Raw genomic sequence first — 15,391 nt, 5'->3', positions numbered from 1 at the left:
GACTCTCGATTCCGCCATGTTCCGCTTTCGCCTTTCTCTGGCTTTTGCCCTGCTGGTTGCGCTGGTCTGCGTGCAGGCCGGCTTCGTCTACCTGGGCGCCAATCGTGTCAACGACTATGCGCAGCATAGCCGGTTGGCCAGCGACATCCTGTCCGAACTGCTGGACCTTTCCGCCAATAAGCAGCGGCTGCGCGTGTGGGCGTCGCAGCGGCTGATGGATGCCGATGCGTCGCCCGAGGTGCGTGACCGCGTGCTGGCGAACATGAAGCAGGGCGCCGCAAAGCTGCAACAGCTGGCGCAGCGCGACATCGAACTCTGGAGCCAGATCACCGCGCGTGACGGCGTGCCTGTTCCGTTCGATGTCAACGGACTGGCCAGCATGACGGAACTGCTTGGCGACAACATCGTCGCCGTCGAGAACCGGCTGCTGGCCCTGCAGCCACTGCCACGCGATGCGGACTTCGCGGGGGTGTGGGACGAACTCAACGACGTTTTCGACAAGGCACGCGGCCGCGATCTGCGTGAGCTGCTCTATGGCGCGATCAATCGCCAGCGCGCAGCCGTACCGGTGGCACGCGCGGCTACAGAGCGCGGGCTAGACCGCGTGCGCGCCCAGGCGTTCGCCATGGCGGCCGTGACGCTGCTGGCCGCCATCGTGCTGGCCTGGCACCTCGGGCGCCGGCTCAAGCGGCCGCTGGACCAATTGCTGGAAGGCGTCGGGGCGCTGCGGGCCGGTGCGCTGGACTACCGCATGCCGATCCGCTCGGGCGACGAGTTCGAGCATGTGGCCGAAGGCTTCAACGCCATGGCCGCCGAACTGCAACAGCACCGCAGCGATGCCGATGCCGCGCGCCGGCGCCTGGAAGAAGCTGTGCAGGCCCGCACGGCCGAACTGAGTTCCGCGCACGAAACGCTCCAGCACATCGACCAGCGCCGTCGCCAACTGTTCGCGGACCTGGGCCACGAGCTGCGCACGCCAACCACGGCCATCCGTGGCGAAGCCGAGATCGCGTTGCGCGGCGGCGAGAAGCCGGCACAGGAATATCGCCAGGCGTTACAGCACATCGTCGGCGCCGCGCAGCAGTTGACCGGCCATATCAATGATTTGCTACTGATTGCGAGAGCCGAGGCCGACCAGCTCGTCATGCAGCCGCGCAGCGTCGCGTTGCTGCCACTGTTGCAGGACGCCGCCGACTTTGCCGATGCACTGGGCGCCGGGCATGACGTCCGCATCCAGTTGCAATCGCTCGAAAACGCCGAAGGCATCATGGTCATGGCCGATGCGGAACGGCTACGGCAGGCCATTGTGATCCTGCTCGACAACGCCATCCGCTACTCGCCGCGCGGCAGTACCGTGTGCCTGCGGTGCAAGCCAGTCCCCACCGGCGTACAGATCGAAGTGGAAGACCGTGGCATCGGTATCGATGCCGATGAACTTGCACTGGTATTCGAACGCTTTGTCCGGGGCCGGCGCGCCCGCGCACACCGGGCCGATGGCACCGGCATCGGGCTGTCGATTGCGCAGGCCATCGTCAATGCCCATCATGGCCGCATCACGCTGGCCCAGGCAGAGCCCCAGGGCACCCGCGCATGCATCGAACTTCCGGTTGACCACGCCGTGGTCACCGCCCAAGTATCTCCCACGCCATGAACATCCTGGTCATTGAAGACGACGTCCGCGTAGCCGATTTCCTGGTACGCGGCCTGCGTGCCGAGGGTTACCTCGTCCAGCTAGCGCGCACCGGCCCCGAGGGGCTGGACATGGCGCGTCAAGGCGATGCCTCCATCCTGCTGCTCGATCTGATGCTTCCGGGCATCAACGGCCTGGAGCTGTGCCAGACCCTGCGCGCCGAACGCAATCACGTGCCAATCCTGATGCTCACGTCACTCAGCGACGTGGGCGACCGTGTGGCCGGGCTGAAACTCGGGGCCGACGACTATCTCACCAAGCCGTTCGCATTCGAGGAGTTGCTGGCGCGCATCGAGGCACTGCTCCGGCGCGGCCGCGAGCAGCAAGCCAAGGCGCAACAGCTCCAGGTGGCCGACCTTGTGCTCGACCGCGACCGCATGCAGGTCACACGCGCCGGCAACGCCATTTCGCTGACCGCCAAGGAGCTGGCCTTCCTGGAACTGCTGATGAGCGCACCCGGTCGCGTGTTCAGCCGCGAGCGCATTCTGTCGAACGTATGGGGCGCCAACGAGGATCCGCTGACCAATATCGTCGATGTCTACGTGCGCCGCCTGCGCAACAAAATCGACGATGGCCACGCGCTGCCGCTGCTCAAGACCGTACGGGGCCTTGGCTACCGGATCGACGACACGCCGTGAGCGTCCAGGCATTGCAACATCGTCATTACATCCTGTTCATCTTCCGTTCATCTTTTCGTCAGGATCGCTTCATCGAACGCACGGCCCGCGGTTAACCTTCGACGCCGAGAATAAACCTGTGCCGATTCACCGGTACCGCGCCACCAGGTGCGACGACCAGTCTGAATACAGGAATATCCCGATGAAATACGTTGGTGCCGCTTCCCTCCTCTCCATCGCCGCAAGCGCCCTCTTGATTTCGATGCCCGCAGCGGCGCAGACGAAGTCGCCGCAGGTGTGCGCACCGGCAACCGAACAGCAGATCGCCTCGCTGTTCGACCGCTGGAACGACTCGCTGCGCACTGGCGATCCCGACAAGGTCCTGGCCAACTACGCGCCTGACGGCGTGCTGCTGCCGACCGTGTCGAACCAGGCACGCACCAACCCGACGGAGATCAAGGACTACTTCGTCAAGTTCCTCAAGAACAAGCCGCAAGGCACCATTGACGACCGCTTCATCCGCATCGGCTGCAATGTGGCGCAGGACGTGGGCAACTACACGTTCAAGTATGCAAATGGCAAGACCGTGCATGCCCGCTACACGTACGTGTACGAGTGGAAAGACGGCAAGTGGCTGATTGCACACCACCATTCGTCGGCAATGCCGGAGCCGGTGGCTGCGCGCTAAACATCATAGTCTGACGCAATGCAAATCGGGCACGGCTCATGCCGTGCCCGATCGCTACTTCAAAAGTGCTCAGTCCTTCTTTGACTTGGCCGCCTTCGTGCTCGGCATTGGCAGCTTGGCTTCCCACAGTTCCTGCACGCGTTCCCCAAGTATTTCCGGCCGCCCTTTAAAAATCAGCTTCTCAATAGCCTGCGGCGCGGCAAGCGCCACGCTCATTGCACGTCGTTCCTCCGCATTCTCGATCAGACGCAATGCCGCGGTCACGTACTCTTCGGTGGTCCTGGTAATAGTCCACTCCGGGAATCCCAGCCGGCGGAACATGCCTTCGTCGATATGTTCGTGCACTTCGCGGCCGGTCTTACAAATACCGACCAAGCCTGCCCACACCGTATCGATGATGGGGTTCGTATTGCCGAACGGGAACGGATTCAAAAACATGTCACATTCCGAGCTGACGCGCATGTAATCATCCGTAGTTTTGATGCTTGTGCACTACCGCTGAATCGCCAACCAGGCGTCGCACCAGATTGCGAATCTGCGGAAAAGCCAGGCCAGTCGCTTGACCCACCAGGAAGTGGGATTCGACAGCGCACTTTGCGTTGCGGGCAATTGTCGCGCAGGCAGCAAACAGCGTCGGGTTCAGCTTGATGGTGGTGGCCGCAACGGCAATCTTCACCACATTCGAGCCCGTGGACTTCTGCGAAAGGCTCAGATCGAGCATGGCAGCGGGTGGGCGGTACGGCATACCATCCGAAGGTAGTTTCAGCAGCTTCTCGCTAAAGCATGCCTCATCGCCAACATAGTCCTCTTCCACCACCCCATGGCATGGCCATGCGTGGTTGCTGGGTGACCCAGCGCCATCAGCTGCAGCGGCGCGATACGTAGATTCCCGAGCACCATCGTAATGGGAAACATGCCCACGCTTGGCATATAGGAAACCTGGGCCTGGTATTTCTCGCTGACCTCCCGCACGTGCCGCGCGTTCTCCTGCATGTCGTCGCGCTTGTTCAGCAGGGACAGTACACCGGCCTTGCGCATGCTGAGGCCGGGATTTTCCAGCATGGTCAGCACTACGATTTTCACCTTCGAGAATCGTGCGCGTGTCGCACTAATGAGCGCCAGGCCGTCCGGTGCATTATCGGAAGGCATTGAAAGATCGGTAATCAGGACATCGCACTCGGTCCGTGCAAGATGTTCCATTAACGCGTGCGGATCATTGGCCTCGGCAACCACCGTGAAGCCAAGCGTCCGGGACAACATCTCGCGCACGCCGAACACGATGAGCGGATGATCGTCAGCCAACATGACACGTTTGGTTTTCATGGTGTGCGCCCCGAAGAATCGTCGGTTATTCGTACTTCTATTCAGGTAACGCCGATCCAGCCATGCAGGTGCGCTGCGGAGTCAGACCTTGTACTTTCTGCTTTTTCCGAAGTTGATGGATCTGACGACCACGTCTTCGGATCTCGTACCCAAGCGCTAAGCGTAGTTTTAAAAATTCTTCCACGGGATCGGCCGCGGCGCCAAACGGCAAGGCCGGTGAATGGCTGATTGACCCAACCGATTTGGAGCTCTATGACTATGCGAGTGAGCACGGGCTCAGGACATAGCCCAAAAAAGAATCCCCCGACGCCGCTATGCAACGGCCGGGGGAAAGGAGGAATGCGTGGTCTGGGGGTCATACCAAACCACTTGGCAGAGGGCCGAGGATAGCCCTTAGCGTTAGAGGCTACTGGGGTGTCGATGAAGACGACATAGAAGGATTCCTAAAGTCAGTCGTCTGAATGCGCTGGGCATGGCGATACCGCCACATTTGAGCGATCAACAACGGATGCGGTAAACTACGCGCCTTTCGCCCCGCCTGGCATCGCCGGTTTTTCGGCCTTGTCGCTGTCGAAGTGGGCACCGGCGAAACATCACAAAAGGGCTTCGCGCCCGCCCCCCTTTGGCTTGCCTGTGCCCGCTCACAGCATTCGCCACCAGCTTCGATGCCTCGATCCAGGCGCTGCGCCGCTGCGCGCATCCCGGATAACGCCCTGCGCACTTTCTCTCGAAAGACTTCTGCGCGGGACTGGAACCCCTCAGGTAGTTGCCTGAACTGAACCTTCCCGGTGCCTGCGCGCGCCGGGCGGATCCGTATTCCGGAGGACAATTCGTGAAGAAACCAGCCAGCCTTTGGCTGCTCGCGGCCGGGCTGTTGCCTTGCGCTGCTTTCGCCGATCCTGGCGTGACCTCGTATGGCATCGTCAGCTCGGCGGTGCGATACACCTCGAATGTCGATGGCCGCCATCACGACCAGGTTGCTCTGGTGTCGGGCGGCATGGTCGGCAGCCGCTTTGGCCTGAAGGGATCGGAAGATCTTGGCGGCGGCAACCATGCCATCTTCCAGCTTGAAACCGGCTTTAACAGCGACGACGGCCGCGCGGCCTATGACAGTTTCTTTGGGCGCCAGGCATGGGTGGGCCTAAGCGGTGACTGGGGTAGCCTCACGTTCGGCCGCCAGTACAACGCACTGAACAACATTGGCTGGGCGTTCGATCCGCTGGACCAGGGGTGGGGCAACTTCTGGTCAGACCCGCTCTACATCGGCGGCGACATCTTTTTCCAGGATTACCGCATCAACAACAGCGTGGTGTATCAGCGCACGGTGGGGCCGTTTTCAGTCCAGCTCGACTACGGTGCCGGCGAGCAGCCGGGCAGCATGAATCGCGGCACGACGCTGGGCGGCGGCGTGAAGTACCAGCAGGGCGCCTTGGCGCTGGGCGTGGCGTATGACCAGCGCCGCAGCGACGATGGCGCCGACACGGTGCGCAACTACTCGGCGGGCGGCTCGTACACCATGGGCAAGACCACGGCTTATCTGGGGCACATGGGTCGACGCGAGTCAGCGGGCGACGCACGCTTCAACATCTCGTTTGCGGGACTGGGCTACCAGTTGACTCCCGCGCTGCACCTGTCCGGCGCCTACTACCACTATCGCCAATCAGGCGATGTCACCACGCAGTTCCAGAACACTCCCGTGCACCTGGGCGGCGGCAATGCCGACAGCCTGGCATTCGTGGCCGACTACGCCTTCTCCAAGCGAACCAGCCTGTACCTGGAAGCCGACGTGGTGCACGCGCGTGGCGGCACGGTGGGGCGCGAGACCGAGTACTGGGCCGGCACGCCGGTCACCGATGTGAGCCGCAGCACGCGCGTGGGCGCGATGGTCGGCGTGCGCCATCACTTCTGAGCCTGGGCTTCCTGCGCGATCTCGCGGATGGCCTGCTCGAACGCTTCCACGGGCTGGCCGCCCGTCACCAGGTACCGGTTGTTGAAAATGACCGACGGCACCGACTGGACGCCCATGCCCTGGTACTCGCGCTCCTCGGCGCGCACTTCGTCGGCATAGGCGTCACCGTCCAGCACCTGGCGAGCCTCGGCGGCGTCCAGACCCACCGCCTGCGCGGCTTCCAGCAGCACCGCGTGGTTGCTCGGGTCCTTGCCGTCGCCGTGGTACGCCTGCAGCAGCGCCTGCTTGAGCGCCAGCTGCTTGCCCTGCGTGGCTGCCCACTGCAGCAGGCGGTGCGCGTCGAACGTGTTGTAGATGAAGTTGCGCGGCCCGAAGGTGAAGCCCACCGACGCGCCGCGCTCGCGGATCATCTTCTGGGTTTCGGAGATCTGCTCCGGCGTACGGCCGTACTTCTTGGCGATGTAATCGACAACCGGCTCGCCCTCCGGACCCATCTGCGGATTCAGTTCAAACGGGTGCATCACCACTTCGGCATCCACCACGTCGCGGGTGCGCTCCAGCGCTTTCATCAGCGACGACAGCCCGATGGCGCACCACGGGCACGCGATATCCGAAACGAAGTCGATCCTGAGTGATTGGGTCATGGCTTTTTTTCCTGTGGGCGTGGCTGGGGGAAAGACGCGACAGGGTAGCCGGATTTGCCGATGCCTGCAGGGCGGCCGCGCAAATCCCTGCGCCCTATACTGGATCTGGCGCGACCATACTTCGCGCCAGGAGGCAGCCATGGGACGCAAATACATCGATTGCCGCGAATTTCCCAGTGAGAAGAACTGCACGGTCGCGCTGAGCGCCGATTCGGAGGACGAGCTGCTGGAGGCAGCCGTGCAGCATGCCGTTCAGGTGCACGAGCACCAGGACTCCCCCGAGCTGCGCAGCCAGCTCAAGGCGTGCTTCAAGGAGGGCACACCGCCGGCCTGACGCAGCCAACCCGCGGGGTGACGGGCGCCGGACACGGCAAGGTCCAGCGCCTGTCGCGCGCAGCCGGCGCGTAGGAAGCGCCCGACAGTGGGATCGGACAAGCGCCGTCGACGTCGGCGCGCGGTAATCCATACCATGGAGACTGGCACAACACCGCGCCAATCCGCATGGTCCTGTCCGTCGACTTGCATTCGCTTCTTGGCTTCACCATCTCGCCACTCGAAACCGTGGTGCGCGGTACGCTGATGTACTGGTTCCTGTTCCTGCTATTCCGCTTTGTTGCGCGCCGCGACATCGGATCGCTTGGCATTGCCGACCTGCTGATCATCGTGATCGTGGCCGATGCCGCGCAGAACGGCATGGCTGGCAAGGGCGACAGCGTGGCCGACGCTGCCTTGCTGGTTTCCACGCTGGTTGGATGGAACCGTCTGCTGGACCTGGGCGCATGGAGATCGAAGGCGATCCGGCGCTTTGTTGATCCGCCCAAGGTGCTGCTGGTGCGCGATGGCCAGAAGGTGGTGAAGAACCTGGAACGCCACACGATCACCGACGAGGAACTGGATTCGCAACTGCGCGAGAAAGGCCTGGAGTCGATACGCGAAGTCAAGGCGATGTACCTGGAGCCCGACGGCAAGATCAGCGTGCTCATCGTCAAATGACGGACGCCACCCGGGCCGGACAAGCAAAAAAGGACAGACCGTGCGCGCTTGCACGTCTGTCCTGTCAAAAACCGGTCCCAGCCCGAGCCCGGTACAGATGCTTCAGCGTCCCGCGCTCGCCCCAGCGGGCAGGGACTGCATCGGCATCATGTTCAGATTGGCGTTGTGCATGACCCACAGCGACCCCGACACGACAATCGCAATCAGGAACACCGTGCACGCGAAGATCGCCGTATTGCCGCGCTGGCCACGGCGCGGCCCCAGGTGCAGGAAGAACACCAGTTGCACCAGCAACTGCGTGATGCAAAGCGCCACGATCAGCACCAGGCCGGCACGCGGCGTCAGCACGCGGCCCATCACGGCACCGAACGACAGGAAGGTCAGCACCAGCGACAGCGCATAGCCGATCAGGTGGCTGCGCAGGCTGCCATGCGAGGCATCGTGGACAGCTTCATGGGATGCAGCATGGGCGTGTTGTGAATGGGACATCAGAGGAACTCCCGCAGGTAGACGACCGTGAACACGAAGATCCACACCAGGTCCAGAAAATGCCAGAACAGACTCAAGCAGGCCAGGCGGCGGCGCACGACGGCGTCCAGCCCGAACACCTGCACCTGGTTGACCATCACGATGATCCACAGCAGGCCGGCGCTGACGTGCAGCCCGTGCGTGCCCACCAGCATGAAGAACGCCGACAGGTAGGCGCTGCGATTCGGGCCGGCGCCTTCGTGCAGCAGTTCACGGAACTCATAGACTTCCATGCACACGAAGGCCGCGCCCAGTGCGAAGGTCAGCACCAGCCAGCGGATTACCGCCTGCGGATCGCCCTTGCCGTGCTTGCCTTCGTGCAGCTTCAGCATGGCCACGCCGAAGGTCAGGCTGCTGGTCAGCAGCAGCATTGTTTCCACCAGCACAAAGCGCAGGTCGAACAGTTCGCGGCCGGTCGGGCCGCCGGCCGTGCCGTGCACCAGCACGCCGAACGTGGCAAACAGCGACGCGAAGATCAGGCAGTCGCTCATCAGGTAGATCCAGAAACCCAGCTTGAGGCTGGACTCCGCCTGTTGGGCGTGATGCGCGTGATCGTGGTCGTGCGCTTGGGCAGCCGGCACGGTGCCGTGCGGCACCTCGGCGGCGTCGACGCGTAGCTTCAGGGTCGTCGTCATGATCAGTTGGCCCCCTTCAGTTGCTGGAAGCGTGCGCGCTCGATGCGCTCCACCTCGGCGGCGGGCACGTAGTAATCCACGTCACGGTCGTAGGCGCGGGCGATGAACGTGAAGATCATCGCGGCCAGGCCAAAGCCGGCCATCCACCAGATGTGCCAGACCAGCGCAAAGCACAGCACCAGACCGAACACCGACACCAGGAAACCTGTGGGGGTGTTGCGCGGCATGTGGATGTCCTCGTACTGCGCGGGCTGCGCGTAGGCGGTGCCGGCTTCCTTGTTGTCCCAGTGCTGTTCCAGCGAGGTGATCTTCGGCACGTGCGCGAAGTTGTAGAACGGTGCCGGCGACGCCGTGGCCCATTCCAGGCTGCGCCCGTCCCACGGGTCGCCGGTCAGGTCGCGGTTCTGGTCACGGTCGCGCACGCTGACATAGAGTTGCCACAGGATGGCCAGGATGCCGCAGCCGATCACCACGGCACCGACCAGCGCCACGATCAGGTACGGCTGCCATTCCGGGTTGTTGTAGTGGTTCATGCGGCGCGTCATGCCTTGCAGGCCCAGCGCATACAACGGCATGAAGGCCAGGTAGAAGCCGATCAGCCAGCACCAGAACGCGACCTTGCCCCAGAACTCGTTCAGCGTGAAGCCGAACACCTTCGGGAACCAGAACGTCATCGCGGCCAGGCAGCCAAACACCACGCCACCGATGATCACGTTGTGGAAGTGGGCAATCAGGAACAGGCTGTTATGCAGCACGAAGTCCGCGCCGGGCACCGCCAGCAGTACGCCGGTCATGCCGCCCACCGCAAACGTCACCATGAAGCCGATGGTCCACAGCGTCGACGAGTGGAAGCGGATACGCCCCCGGTACATCGTGAACAGCCAGTTGAACAGCTTCACACCCGTGGGGATCGAGATAATCGACGTCATGATGCCGAAGAACGCATTGACACTGGCACCCGAGCCCATCGTGAAGAAGTGGTGCAACCACACGAAGAACGACAGCACGCCAATCGACGAGGTGGCGTACACCATCGACGAGTATCCGAACAGCGGCTTGCGCGAGAACGTGGCGATGATCTCCGAGAACGCGCCAAAGCACGGCAGGATCAGCACGTAGACCTCGGGGTGGCCCCAGATCCAGATCAGGTTCACGTACATCATGGCGTTGCCGCCCAGCTCGCTGGTGAAGAAGTGCATGTCCAGGTAGCGGTCGGCGGCCAGCAGCGCCAGCGTGGCGGTCAGTACCGGGAAGATGGCGATGATCAGGATGTTGGTGATCAGCGCCGTCCACGTGAACACGGGCATCTTCATCAGGTTCAGGCCGGGCGCGCGCATGCGCAGGATCGTCACGATGAAGTTAATGCCGGTCAGCGTGGTGCCTAGCCCCGATATCTGTAGTGACCAGATGTAGTAGTCCACCCCCACCGTTGGGCTGTATCCCAGTCCGCTCAGCGGTGGGTAGGCCACCCAGCCCGTGGCGGCGAAATCGCCAACGAACATCGACATCATGACCAGCACCGCGCCCATCGCCGACATCCAGAAGCTCAGCGAGTTGACGAACGGATAGGCTACGTCACGCGCGCCGATCTGCAGCGGCACGATCACGTTCATCAGGCCCAGGATGAAAGGCGTGGCCACGAAGAAGATCATGATCACACCGTGCGCGGTGAAGATCTGGTCGTAGTGGTGCGGCGGCAGGTAGCCCACCGCTTCACCCACGGCGATGGCCTGCTGGGTGCGCATCATGATGGCGTCGGCAAAGCCGCGCAGCAGCATGACCAGCGCCAGGATGATGTACATCACGCCAATGCGCTTGTGGTCCACCGAGCAGATCCACTCACGCCACAGGTAATCCCACTTGCGGTAGTACGTCAGGGCGCCCAGCAGCGCGGCGCCGCCAAGCAGCACCACCACCAGCGTGCCCATGATGATGGGCTCGTGCAGCGGGATGGCATCGAGAGAGAGTTTTCCGAACATGATGTTTAGCGCTCCAGGATGGTCTGCTGCGCCGGGAGCGGCGGCATGTTGGCGCCGGCGATGGCGCCGAGCGTGACCGGGCTGTCGGCCCGGCAGATCTCGCCATTGCTGGCCATGTACTGGTCCACCACGCCCTGGAACAGGCGCGGTTCCACGCGGGCATAGACCGTGACGGGGTCCTTGCTGCTGGGTTGCTCCAGCTTTCGGTACTCGGATTCGTCCAGCGTATTGCCCGATGCCTTGGCGCGAGCGATCCACGCGTCGAACTCGCCGCGCGACGTGGCGATAGTGCGGAAATGCATGTCGGAGAAGCCCGAGCCGCTGTAGGCAGCGGAGCGGCCGTCGAACACGCCTGTCTCATCGGCAATCAGGTGCAGCTTGGTCTGCATGCCGGCCATCGCATAGACCATGCTGCCTAGGCGCGGGATGAACAGCGCGTTCATCGTCGACTCGGCGGTGATGCGGAAATTGATCGGCGTACCCACGGGAATAGGCAGCTCGTTCAGCGACGCCACGCCGTATTGCGGATAGATGAACAGCCACTTCCAGTCCAGCGCGACCACGTCCACTTCCAGCGGCGCCACGTTCGATTCGATCGGGCGGAACGGATCGAGCTTGTGCGTGGTGTCCCAGATGATGATGCCCAGCATCGCCACGATCACGCACGGGATGCCCCACACCACCACTTCGATCTTGGTCGAGTGCGACCAGCGCGGCGCGTACTCGGCCTTGGTGTTGGTCTCGCGGTATCGCCACGCGAACACCAGCGTCAGGATGATCACGGGAATTACCACCAGCAGCATCAGCGCCGTGGCCAGCACGATCAGGTTGCGCGTCTGCACGCCGATGGACCCGCTGGGGTTCAGCAGGTCCCACGAGCATCCGGTCAGGACCAGCGGGGTTGCGGCATACAGCCAGTGACGGGGAGACAGCTTCGAGGGGGGGTGCCGACGCACGGGTCTGGGGTCGGCCGGTTGCTCACGCATTTCAACACCTTCTTACAGGGGCACAGGCGGGGATGCAGACAAGATCCCGGTATTTGTATGGATTTGCCTGACTTGCGCGGCATGCTAAGGTAAGACAAAACCCATACAAGATGAGGGCTTGTCTTGCATACAAAGACTCCGTCCGACGACGACAAACCCGGCTGGATTGGCCAGCTCGCAGCAGCAGGCGGGCCGCGCTATGCCCAGATCGCCGGTTTCCTGGAGCGCGCAATGGCCGATGGCTTGCTGGCGCCTGGCGACCGTCTGCCTCCGCAGCGCGAATTGGCTGCCCTGCTGGGCGTGGACCTGACCACCGTCACCCGGGCACTGGCCGAAGCGCGGCGACGCGGCCTGGTGGAACCGCGCGGATCGCTCGGAACTTTTATCGCCGCCCCGACGTTCGAGCTGGCCCAGGCGGTGGACCTGAGCATGAACGTGCCGCCGCCGCCCGAGGGCATCGACTTCGCGGACATGCTCCGGCGCGGGCTGGCGCAGGTGACTCTACGCGCCGATGCCAACCTGCTGATGACCTATCAGCTCGGCGGCGGCACCCTGCCTGATCGCGTGGCCGGCGCGCAGTGGTTGGCCCCGATGCTGGGCGACATCTCCCCCGACCGCGTGATCGCCAGCCCCGGCGCGCAATCGGCGCTGGCCGCGCTGATGCTGTGCCATACCGCCCCCGGCGCCGGCGTGGCCGCCGAGCCGCTGATCTATCCGGGCGTGCGCGGGGCCACCGCCGAACTGGGGCGGCACGTTGTCACCATCCCAACCGACGACGACGGCATGCGGCCCGACGCGCTCGACGCCGCCTGCAGCGCGGGCAACGTGCAACTGATCTACCTGAACCCCACGCTGCAGAACCCCACCACGCACACGATGCCCGAGGCCCGGCGGCACGACATCGCCCGCGTGGCGCGCCAACATGGCGTGCTGATCGTCGAAGATGATCCCTACTGGCTGCTGACGCCCGATGCACCGCCGCCGCTGGCCGCTATCGCGCCCGAGCAGACGGTCTATATCGCCACGCTGGCCAAGTGTCTGAGCCCCGGGCTGCGCACCGCCTATGTGGTGGCGCCCGATCGCACACTGCACGAGTCGATGCTCGGCGCGTTGCGTGCGCTCACGCTGATGGCGTCGCCGATTGCCACGGCATTGGCCACGCAGTGGATTCGCGATGGCTCAGCCGCCGAACTGCTGGCCGGCATTCGCAGCGAGGCGGCCGCGCGTCAGCAGATCGCCCGGCAATGGCTGGCCGCCACCGGCCCATATGCGCCGTCCGGTATCCACGTCTGGCACCCGTTGCCCAGCTACTGGTCGTCGGCCGCCTTTAGCCGCGCGGCGCAGGACGAATCGCTGCGCGTCACGGCTTCGGAGGTCTTCTACGATGGCGCGGCGCCACCCAATGCGATTCGCATCTCGCTGGGCGGCGTGGCGGAACGCGCGCAACTGTCGATGGCGTTGAAGAAGCTGTCGGGGCTGCTGGCGCGCAAGCCCCCCAATGCGTCGATGCCGGTGATCTGACGCCTCAACGCGTCAGCCGATCAGCTCATTACCGCCAGCAAACCGGCGATGCCGAAGCCCAGCGCGGCCAGCGCATCGCCGGCGATCAGTCCCCCGCCCACCAGCGACGTTGTGCTCATGTCCTCGGGCAAGGCCGCGTCCTGCGCTGCGGGGCGTGGGCGGCATTCCACCAGGCTGGCCAGCACGCCTCCAGCCGCGAACCATGCGGAGGCGGGCAGGTTGACGAAGCCGCCGAACGACGACGCATAAGGCGATGGCAGCACCACGGCATCGAGCAGGAAATCGCATGCCTTGCCTGTTCGGCTGCGATCCGCGAAGGCGCGATACCGGGCCGACATACGAATCGCCTTGCGCAGAATCTCAGTGACCAGCCCGATGGCCAGGCCGATCCACACGGCCAGCCGTTGATAGGGCCGGTCCTCGGTCATGCTGCGCAGCGCGCCCACGAACTTGTAGGTCATGGCCGACGTCCAGCGCGCGGGTTGCTGGTCGGCCGGCAGCACGGTCTGGTCGAGGCGGAGCACCGGATAGGCATCCATGAACAAGCGCGCCAGCAGCACCGCCAGTACTGCACCGGCCACGATGCCGGCCACCTGGTAGCCGAACTGCACCATCCGGTCGGTACCGAGCCGCCAGCCGGTGGAGCGGTCCTGCTGCATGTCGCACGCCTCGGCCGTGGACACCAGCAGCACCGTAGCTGCAATCAACCCGATATGCGGCTCGCGCAAACCCAGCGCGGCCATCAGGATCACGGTCAGCACGAAAGCCGACGAGATCGGATTCTGGTCGACCATGCCGACCGATATGCCATTGACCAGCGCGAAGATCAGCACCAGCAGCACGGCCATCAACTGGTAGCCCACCGGCTGCCCGAACCAGAGCGCCCCGGTGCCCACCACGGCCGCGCCCCAGAACACCACCCACGCCACGATCCAGCGCTGCGGCCGGGCGGCCACGTCGTCGGGCACACGCTGGCGCGAGCGCTGCCAGGCGCGCGTCAGCAACAGCAGCACGTCCACCGCCGCCGCGCCCATGATCATGCCCAGCGCAAACAGGAACGTGATCTTGCGATAAGGATCGCCGGGCGCAAGCCAGCCGATCGACACGAAGTACGGCGTCAGCGCCCAGCCCACCAGGCCACCCACCAGCGCGGCGATGCCAATGCGTGCCCCGACGATCATGCCAGCGCCGAACGTCGACGCCGACAGGTCGATGGCGCCCAGCCAGGCGATGCGCGTGGCGCCGACGCTGGCCAGCACGCCCAGGCCCATGCCGCCGGCCAGCCGCGCGATGGACCGGCGCAGCAGCACGCGATCGGTCAGCGCGCGCAGGATGTTGGCCACGGCCAGTCCGGACGGAAACGTCAGCTGCATGCGATCCACCAGCAACGGGGTGTAGAGCATGCCCACCCCCACGCCATACATGCCGATGCAGAGCATGTAGCCGATCAGTTGCCACCACGGCGGTTGCGCCATGCCCATCCACTGCATGGCCTGGATCACCACGGCCATCGCGCCCATGCCGGACACCGACGCCGCGGCGGTCTGGATGTAATTGGCGCCGTGCCGACCGGCGGCGCCGTACCCGGCCGTAACCGCCGACCCCAGGATGCCAGCCAGCACCTGCCCGCCCACGAAGAACCCCAGCGAAAAGTTCATGTAGGCCGCCGCCACGCCCCCGAGTGGCCCGAGTACCAGCATGCCGGCGGCGCCGAGCAGCAGGTGGTATTGCCAGGTGTTGGGGGTGGGGAGGCGCATCTTTGGTTTTGGTTCTTGGTTTGTGTGTGGTCGGTGTTGGGGGCGCTTTGCCCTCACCCCCGCCCCTCTCCCGCAAGCGGGAGAGGGGAGCAAACCGGAGGCGTACGAACTGCTGATTGGG

16 protein-coding genes are annotated in these 15,391 nt (G+C 64.1%); 7 read left to right on the top strand and 9 right to left on the bottom strand.

From position 1 onward, the window contains the following. Positions 1-16 precede the first annotated feature (16 nt). From MFF62_RS09495 to MFF62_RS09485, 3 genes are all read left to right on the top strand, one after another. Positions 17-1,651 (top strand): sensor histidine kinase, encoded by a 1,635-nt coding sequence (locus tag MFF62_RS09495; protein ID WP_238262477.1) that lies wholly within the window; start codon positions 17-19, stop codon positions 1,649-1,651. Continuing rightward, complete coding sequence (locus MFF62_RS09490) at positions 1,648-2,328, top strand: response regulator transcription factor (protein ID WP_238262475.1); 681 nt, start codon at positions 1,648-1,650, stop codon at positions 2,326-2,328. Before MFF62_RS09495 ends, MFF62_RS09490 begins: the two co-directional genes overlap by 4 nt. A 181-nt stretch (positions 2,329-2,509) precedes the next feature. Continuing rightward, on the top strand, positions 2,510-2,995 hold the full coding sequence (locus tag MFF62_RS09485) for an SgcJ/EcaC family oxidoreductase (protein ID WP_238262473.1): 486 nt from the start codon (positions 2,510-2,512) through the stop codon (positions 2,993-2,995). Positions 2,996-3,064: 69 nt separating this feature from the next. Here the strand turns inward: MFF62_RS09485 and MFF62_RS09480 are convergent, their stop codons facing one another. Genes MFF62_RS09480 through MFF62_RS09470 form a run of 3 tightly spaced genes read right to left on the bottom strand, consistent with a single transcriptional unit; the run spans position 3,065 to position 4,318 of the window. Beyond that, on the bottom strand, positions 3,065-3,433 hold the full coding sequence (locus MFF62_RS09480; RefSeq protein ID WP_238262471.1) for a hypothetical protein: 369 nt from the start codon (positions 3,431-3,433) through the stop codon (positions 3,065-3,067). A gap of 28 nt (positions 3,434-3,461) precedes the next feature. Next, on the bottom strand, positions 3,462-3,716 hold the full coding sequence (locus MFF62_RS09475) for a hypothetical protein (RefSeq protein ID WP_238262469.1): 255 nt from the start codon (positions 3,714-3,716) through the stop codon (positions 3,462-3,464). 41 nt (positions 3,717-3,757) lie between these two features. Continuing rightward, positions 3,758-4,318, bottom strand: coding sequence for a response regulator (locus tag MFF62_RS09470; RefSeq protein WP_238262467.1), 561 nt, complete (start codon positions 4,316-4,318; stop codon positions 3,758-3,760). 832 nt (positions 4,319-5,150) lie between these two features. On the opposite strand from MFF62_RS09470, the gene MFF62_RS09465 reads away from it, so the two are divergent. Then, positions 5,151-6,227 carry a porin gene (locus tag MFF62_RS09465; RefSeq protein ID WP_238262465.1) on the top strand — a complete coding sequence of 359 codons (1,077 nt, stop codon included), beginning with the start codon at positions 5,151-5,153 and terminating at the stop codon, positions 6,225-6,227. On the opposite strand, the gene MFF62_RS09460 is transcribed toward MFF62_RS09465, so the two are convergent. After that, positions 6,218-6,871 (bottom strand): DsbA family oxidoreductase, encoded by a 654-nt coding sequence (locus MFF62_RS09460; protein WP_238262463.1) that lies wholly within the window; start codon positions 6,869-6,871, stop codon positions 6,218-6,220. The two genes, MFF62_RS09465 and MFF62_RS09460, sit on opposite strands and share 10 nt — an antisense overlap. Before the next feature lie 139 nt (positions 6,872-7,010). Here MFF62_RS09460 and MFF62_RS09455 point away from each other — a divergent pair, with 139 nt between their 5' ends. Next, entirely contained in the window at positions 7,011-7,205 is a 195-nt protein-coding gene (locus tag MFF62_RS09455; protein ID WP_238262461.1) for a DUF1059 domain-containing protein, read from the top strand. Positions 7,206-7,372: 167 nt separating this feature from the next. Beyond that, positions 7,373-7,864: a DUF421 domain-containing protein gene (locus MFF62_RS09450; RefSeq protein WP_238262459.1), complete on the top strand. Its 492-nt coding sequence runs from the start codon at positions 7,373-7,375 to the stop codon at positions 7,862-7,864. 102 nt (positions 7,865-7,966) lie between these two features. Here the strand turns inward: MFF62_RS09450 and cyoD are convergent, their stop codons facing one another. From cyoD to cyoA, 4 genes are read right to left on the bottom strand one after another with little or no spacing between them, the layout of a single operon-like run. Next, positions 7,967-8,353 (bottom strand): cytochrome o ubiquinol oxidase subunit IV, encoded by a 387-nt coding sequence (gene cyoD, locus MFF62_RS09445; RefSeq protein ID WP_238262458.1) that lies wholly within the window; start codon positions 8,351-8,353, stop codon positions 7,967-7,969. Beyond that, a complete protein-coding gene (gene cyoC, locus MFF62_RS09440; RefSeq protein WP_238262456.1) occupies positions 8,353-9,027 on the bottom strand; it encodes a cytochrome o ubiquinol oxidase subunit III in 675 nt (224 codons plus the stop codon). The genes cyoD and cyoC overlap by 1 nt, the downstream gene beginning before the upstream one ends. Before the next feature lie 2 nt (positions 9,028-9,029). Beyond that, positions 9,030-11,006: a cytochrome o ubiquinol oxidase subunit I gene (cyoB, locus tag MFF62_RS09435; protein WP_238262454.1), complete on the bottom strand. Its 1,977-nt coding sequence runs from the start codon at positions 11,004-11,006 to the stop codon at positions 9,030-9,032. 5 nt (positions 11,007-11,011) lie between these two features. Beyond that, positions 11,012-11,992, bottom strand: a complete 981-nt coding sequence (cyoA, locus tag MFF62_RS09430; protein ID WP_238262453.1) for a ubiquinol oxidase subunit II — start codon at positions 11,990-11,992, stop codon at positions 11,012-11,014. Positions 11,993-12,115: 123 nt separating this feature from the next. Between cyoA and MFF62_RS09425 the strand changes: the two genes are divergently transcribed. Continuing rightward, positions 12,116-13,513, top strand: a complete 1,398-nt coding sequence (locus MFF62_RS09425) for an aminotransferase-like domain-containing protein (protein WP_238262451.1) — start codon at positions 12,116-12,118, stop codon at positions 13,511-13,513. Between the two features lie 20 nt (positions 13,514-13,533). On the opposite strand, the gene MFF62_RS09420 is transcribed toward MFF62_RS09425, so the two are convergent. Next, positions 13,534-15,270: an OPT/YSL family transporter gene (locus MFF62_RS09420; RefSeq protein ID WP_238262449.1), complete on the bottom strand. Its 1,737-nt coding sequence runs from the start codon at positions 15,268-15,270 to the stop codon at positions 13,534-13,536. Between the last annotated feature and the right edge of the window lie 121 nt (positions 15,271-15,391).

The organism is Cupriavidus pauculus (assembly GCF_022179805.1).
Taxonomy (GTDB): domain Bacteria; phylum Pseudomonadota; class Gammaproteobacteria; order Burkholderiales; family Burkholderiaceae; genus Cupriavidus; species Cupriavidus pauculus_E.
This window is presented reverse-complemented; position numbering and strand designations above follow the sequence as displayed.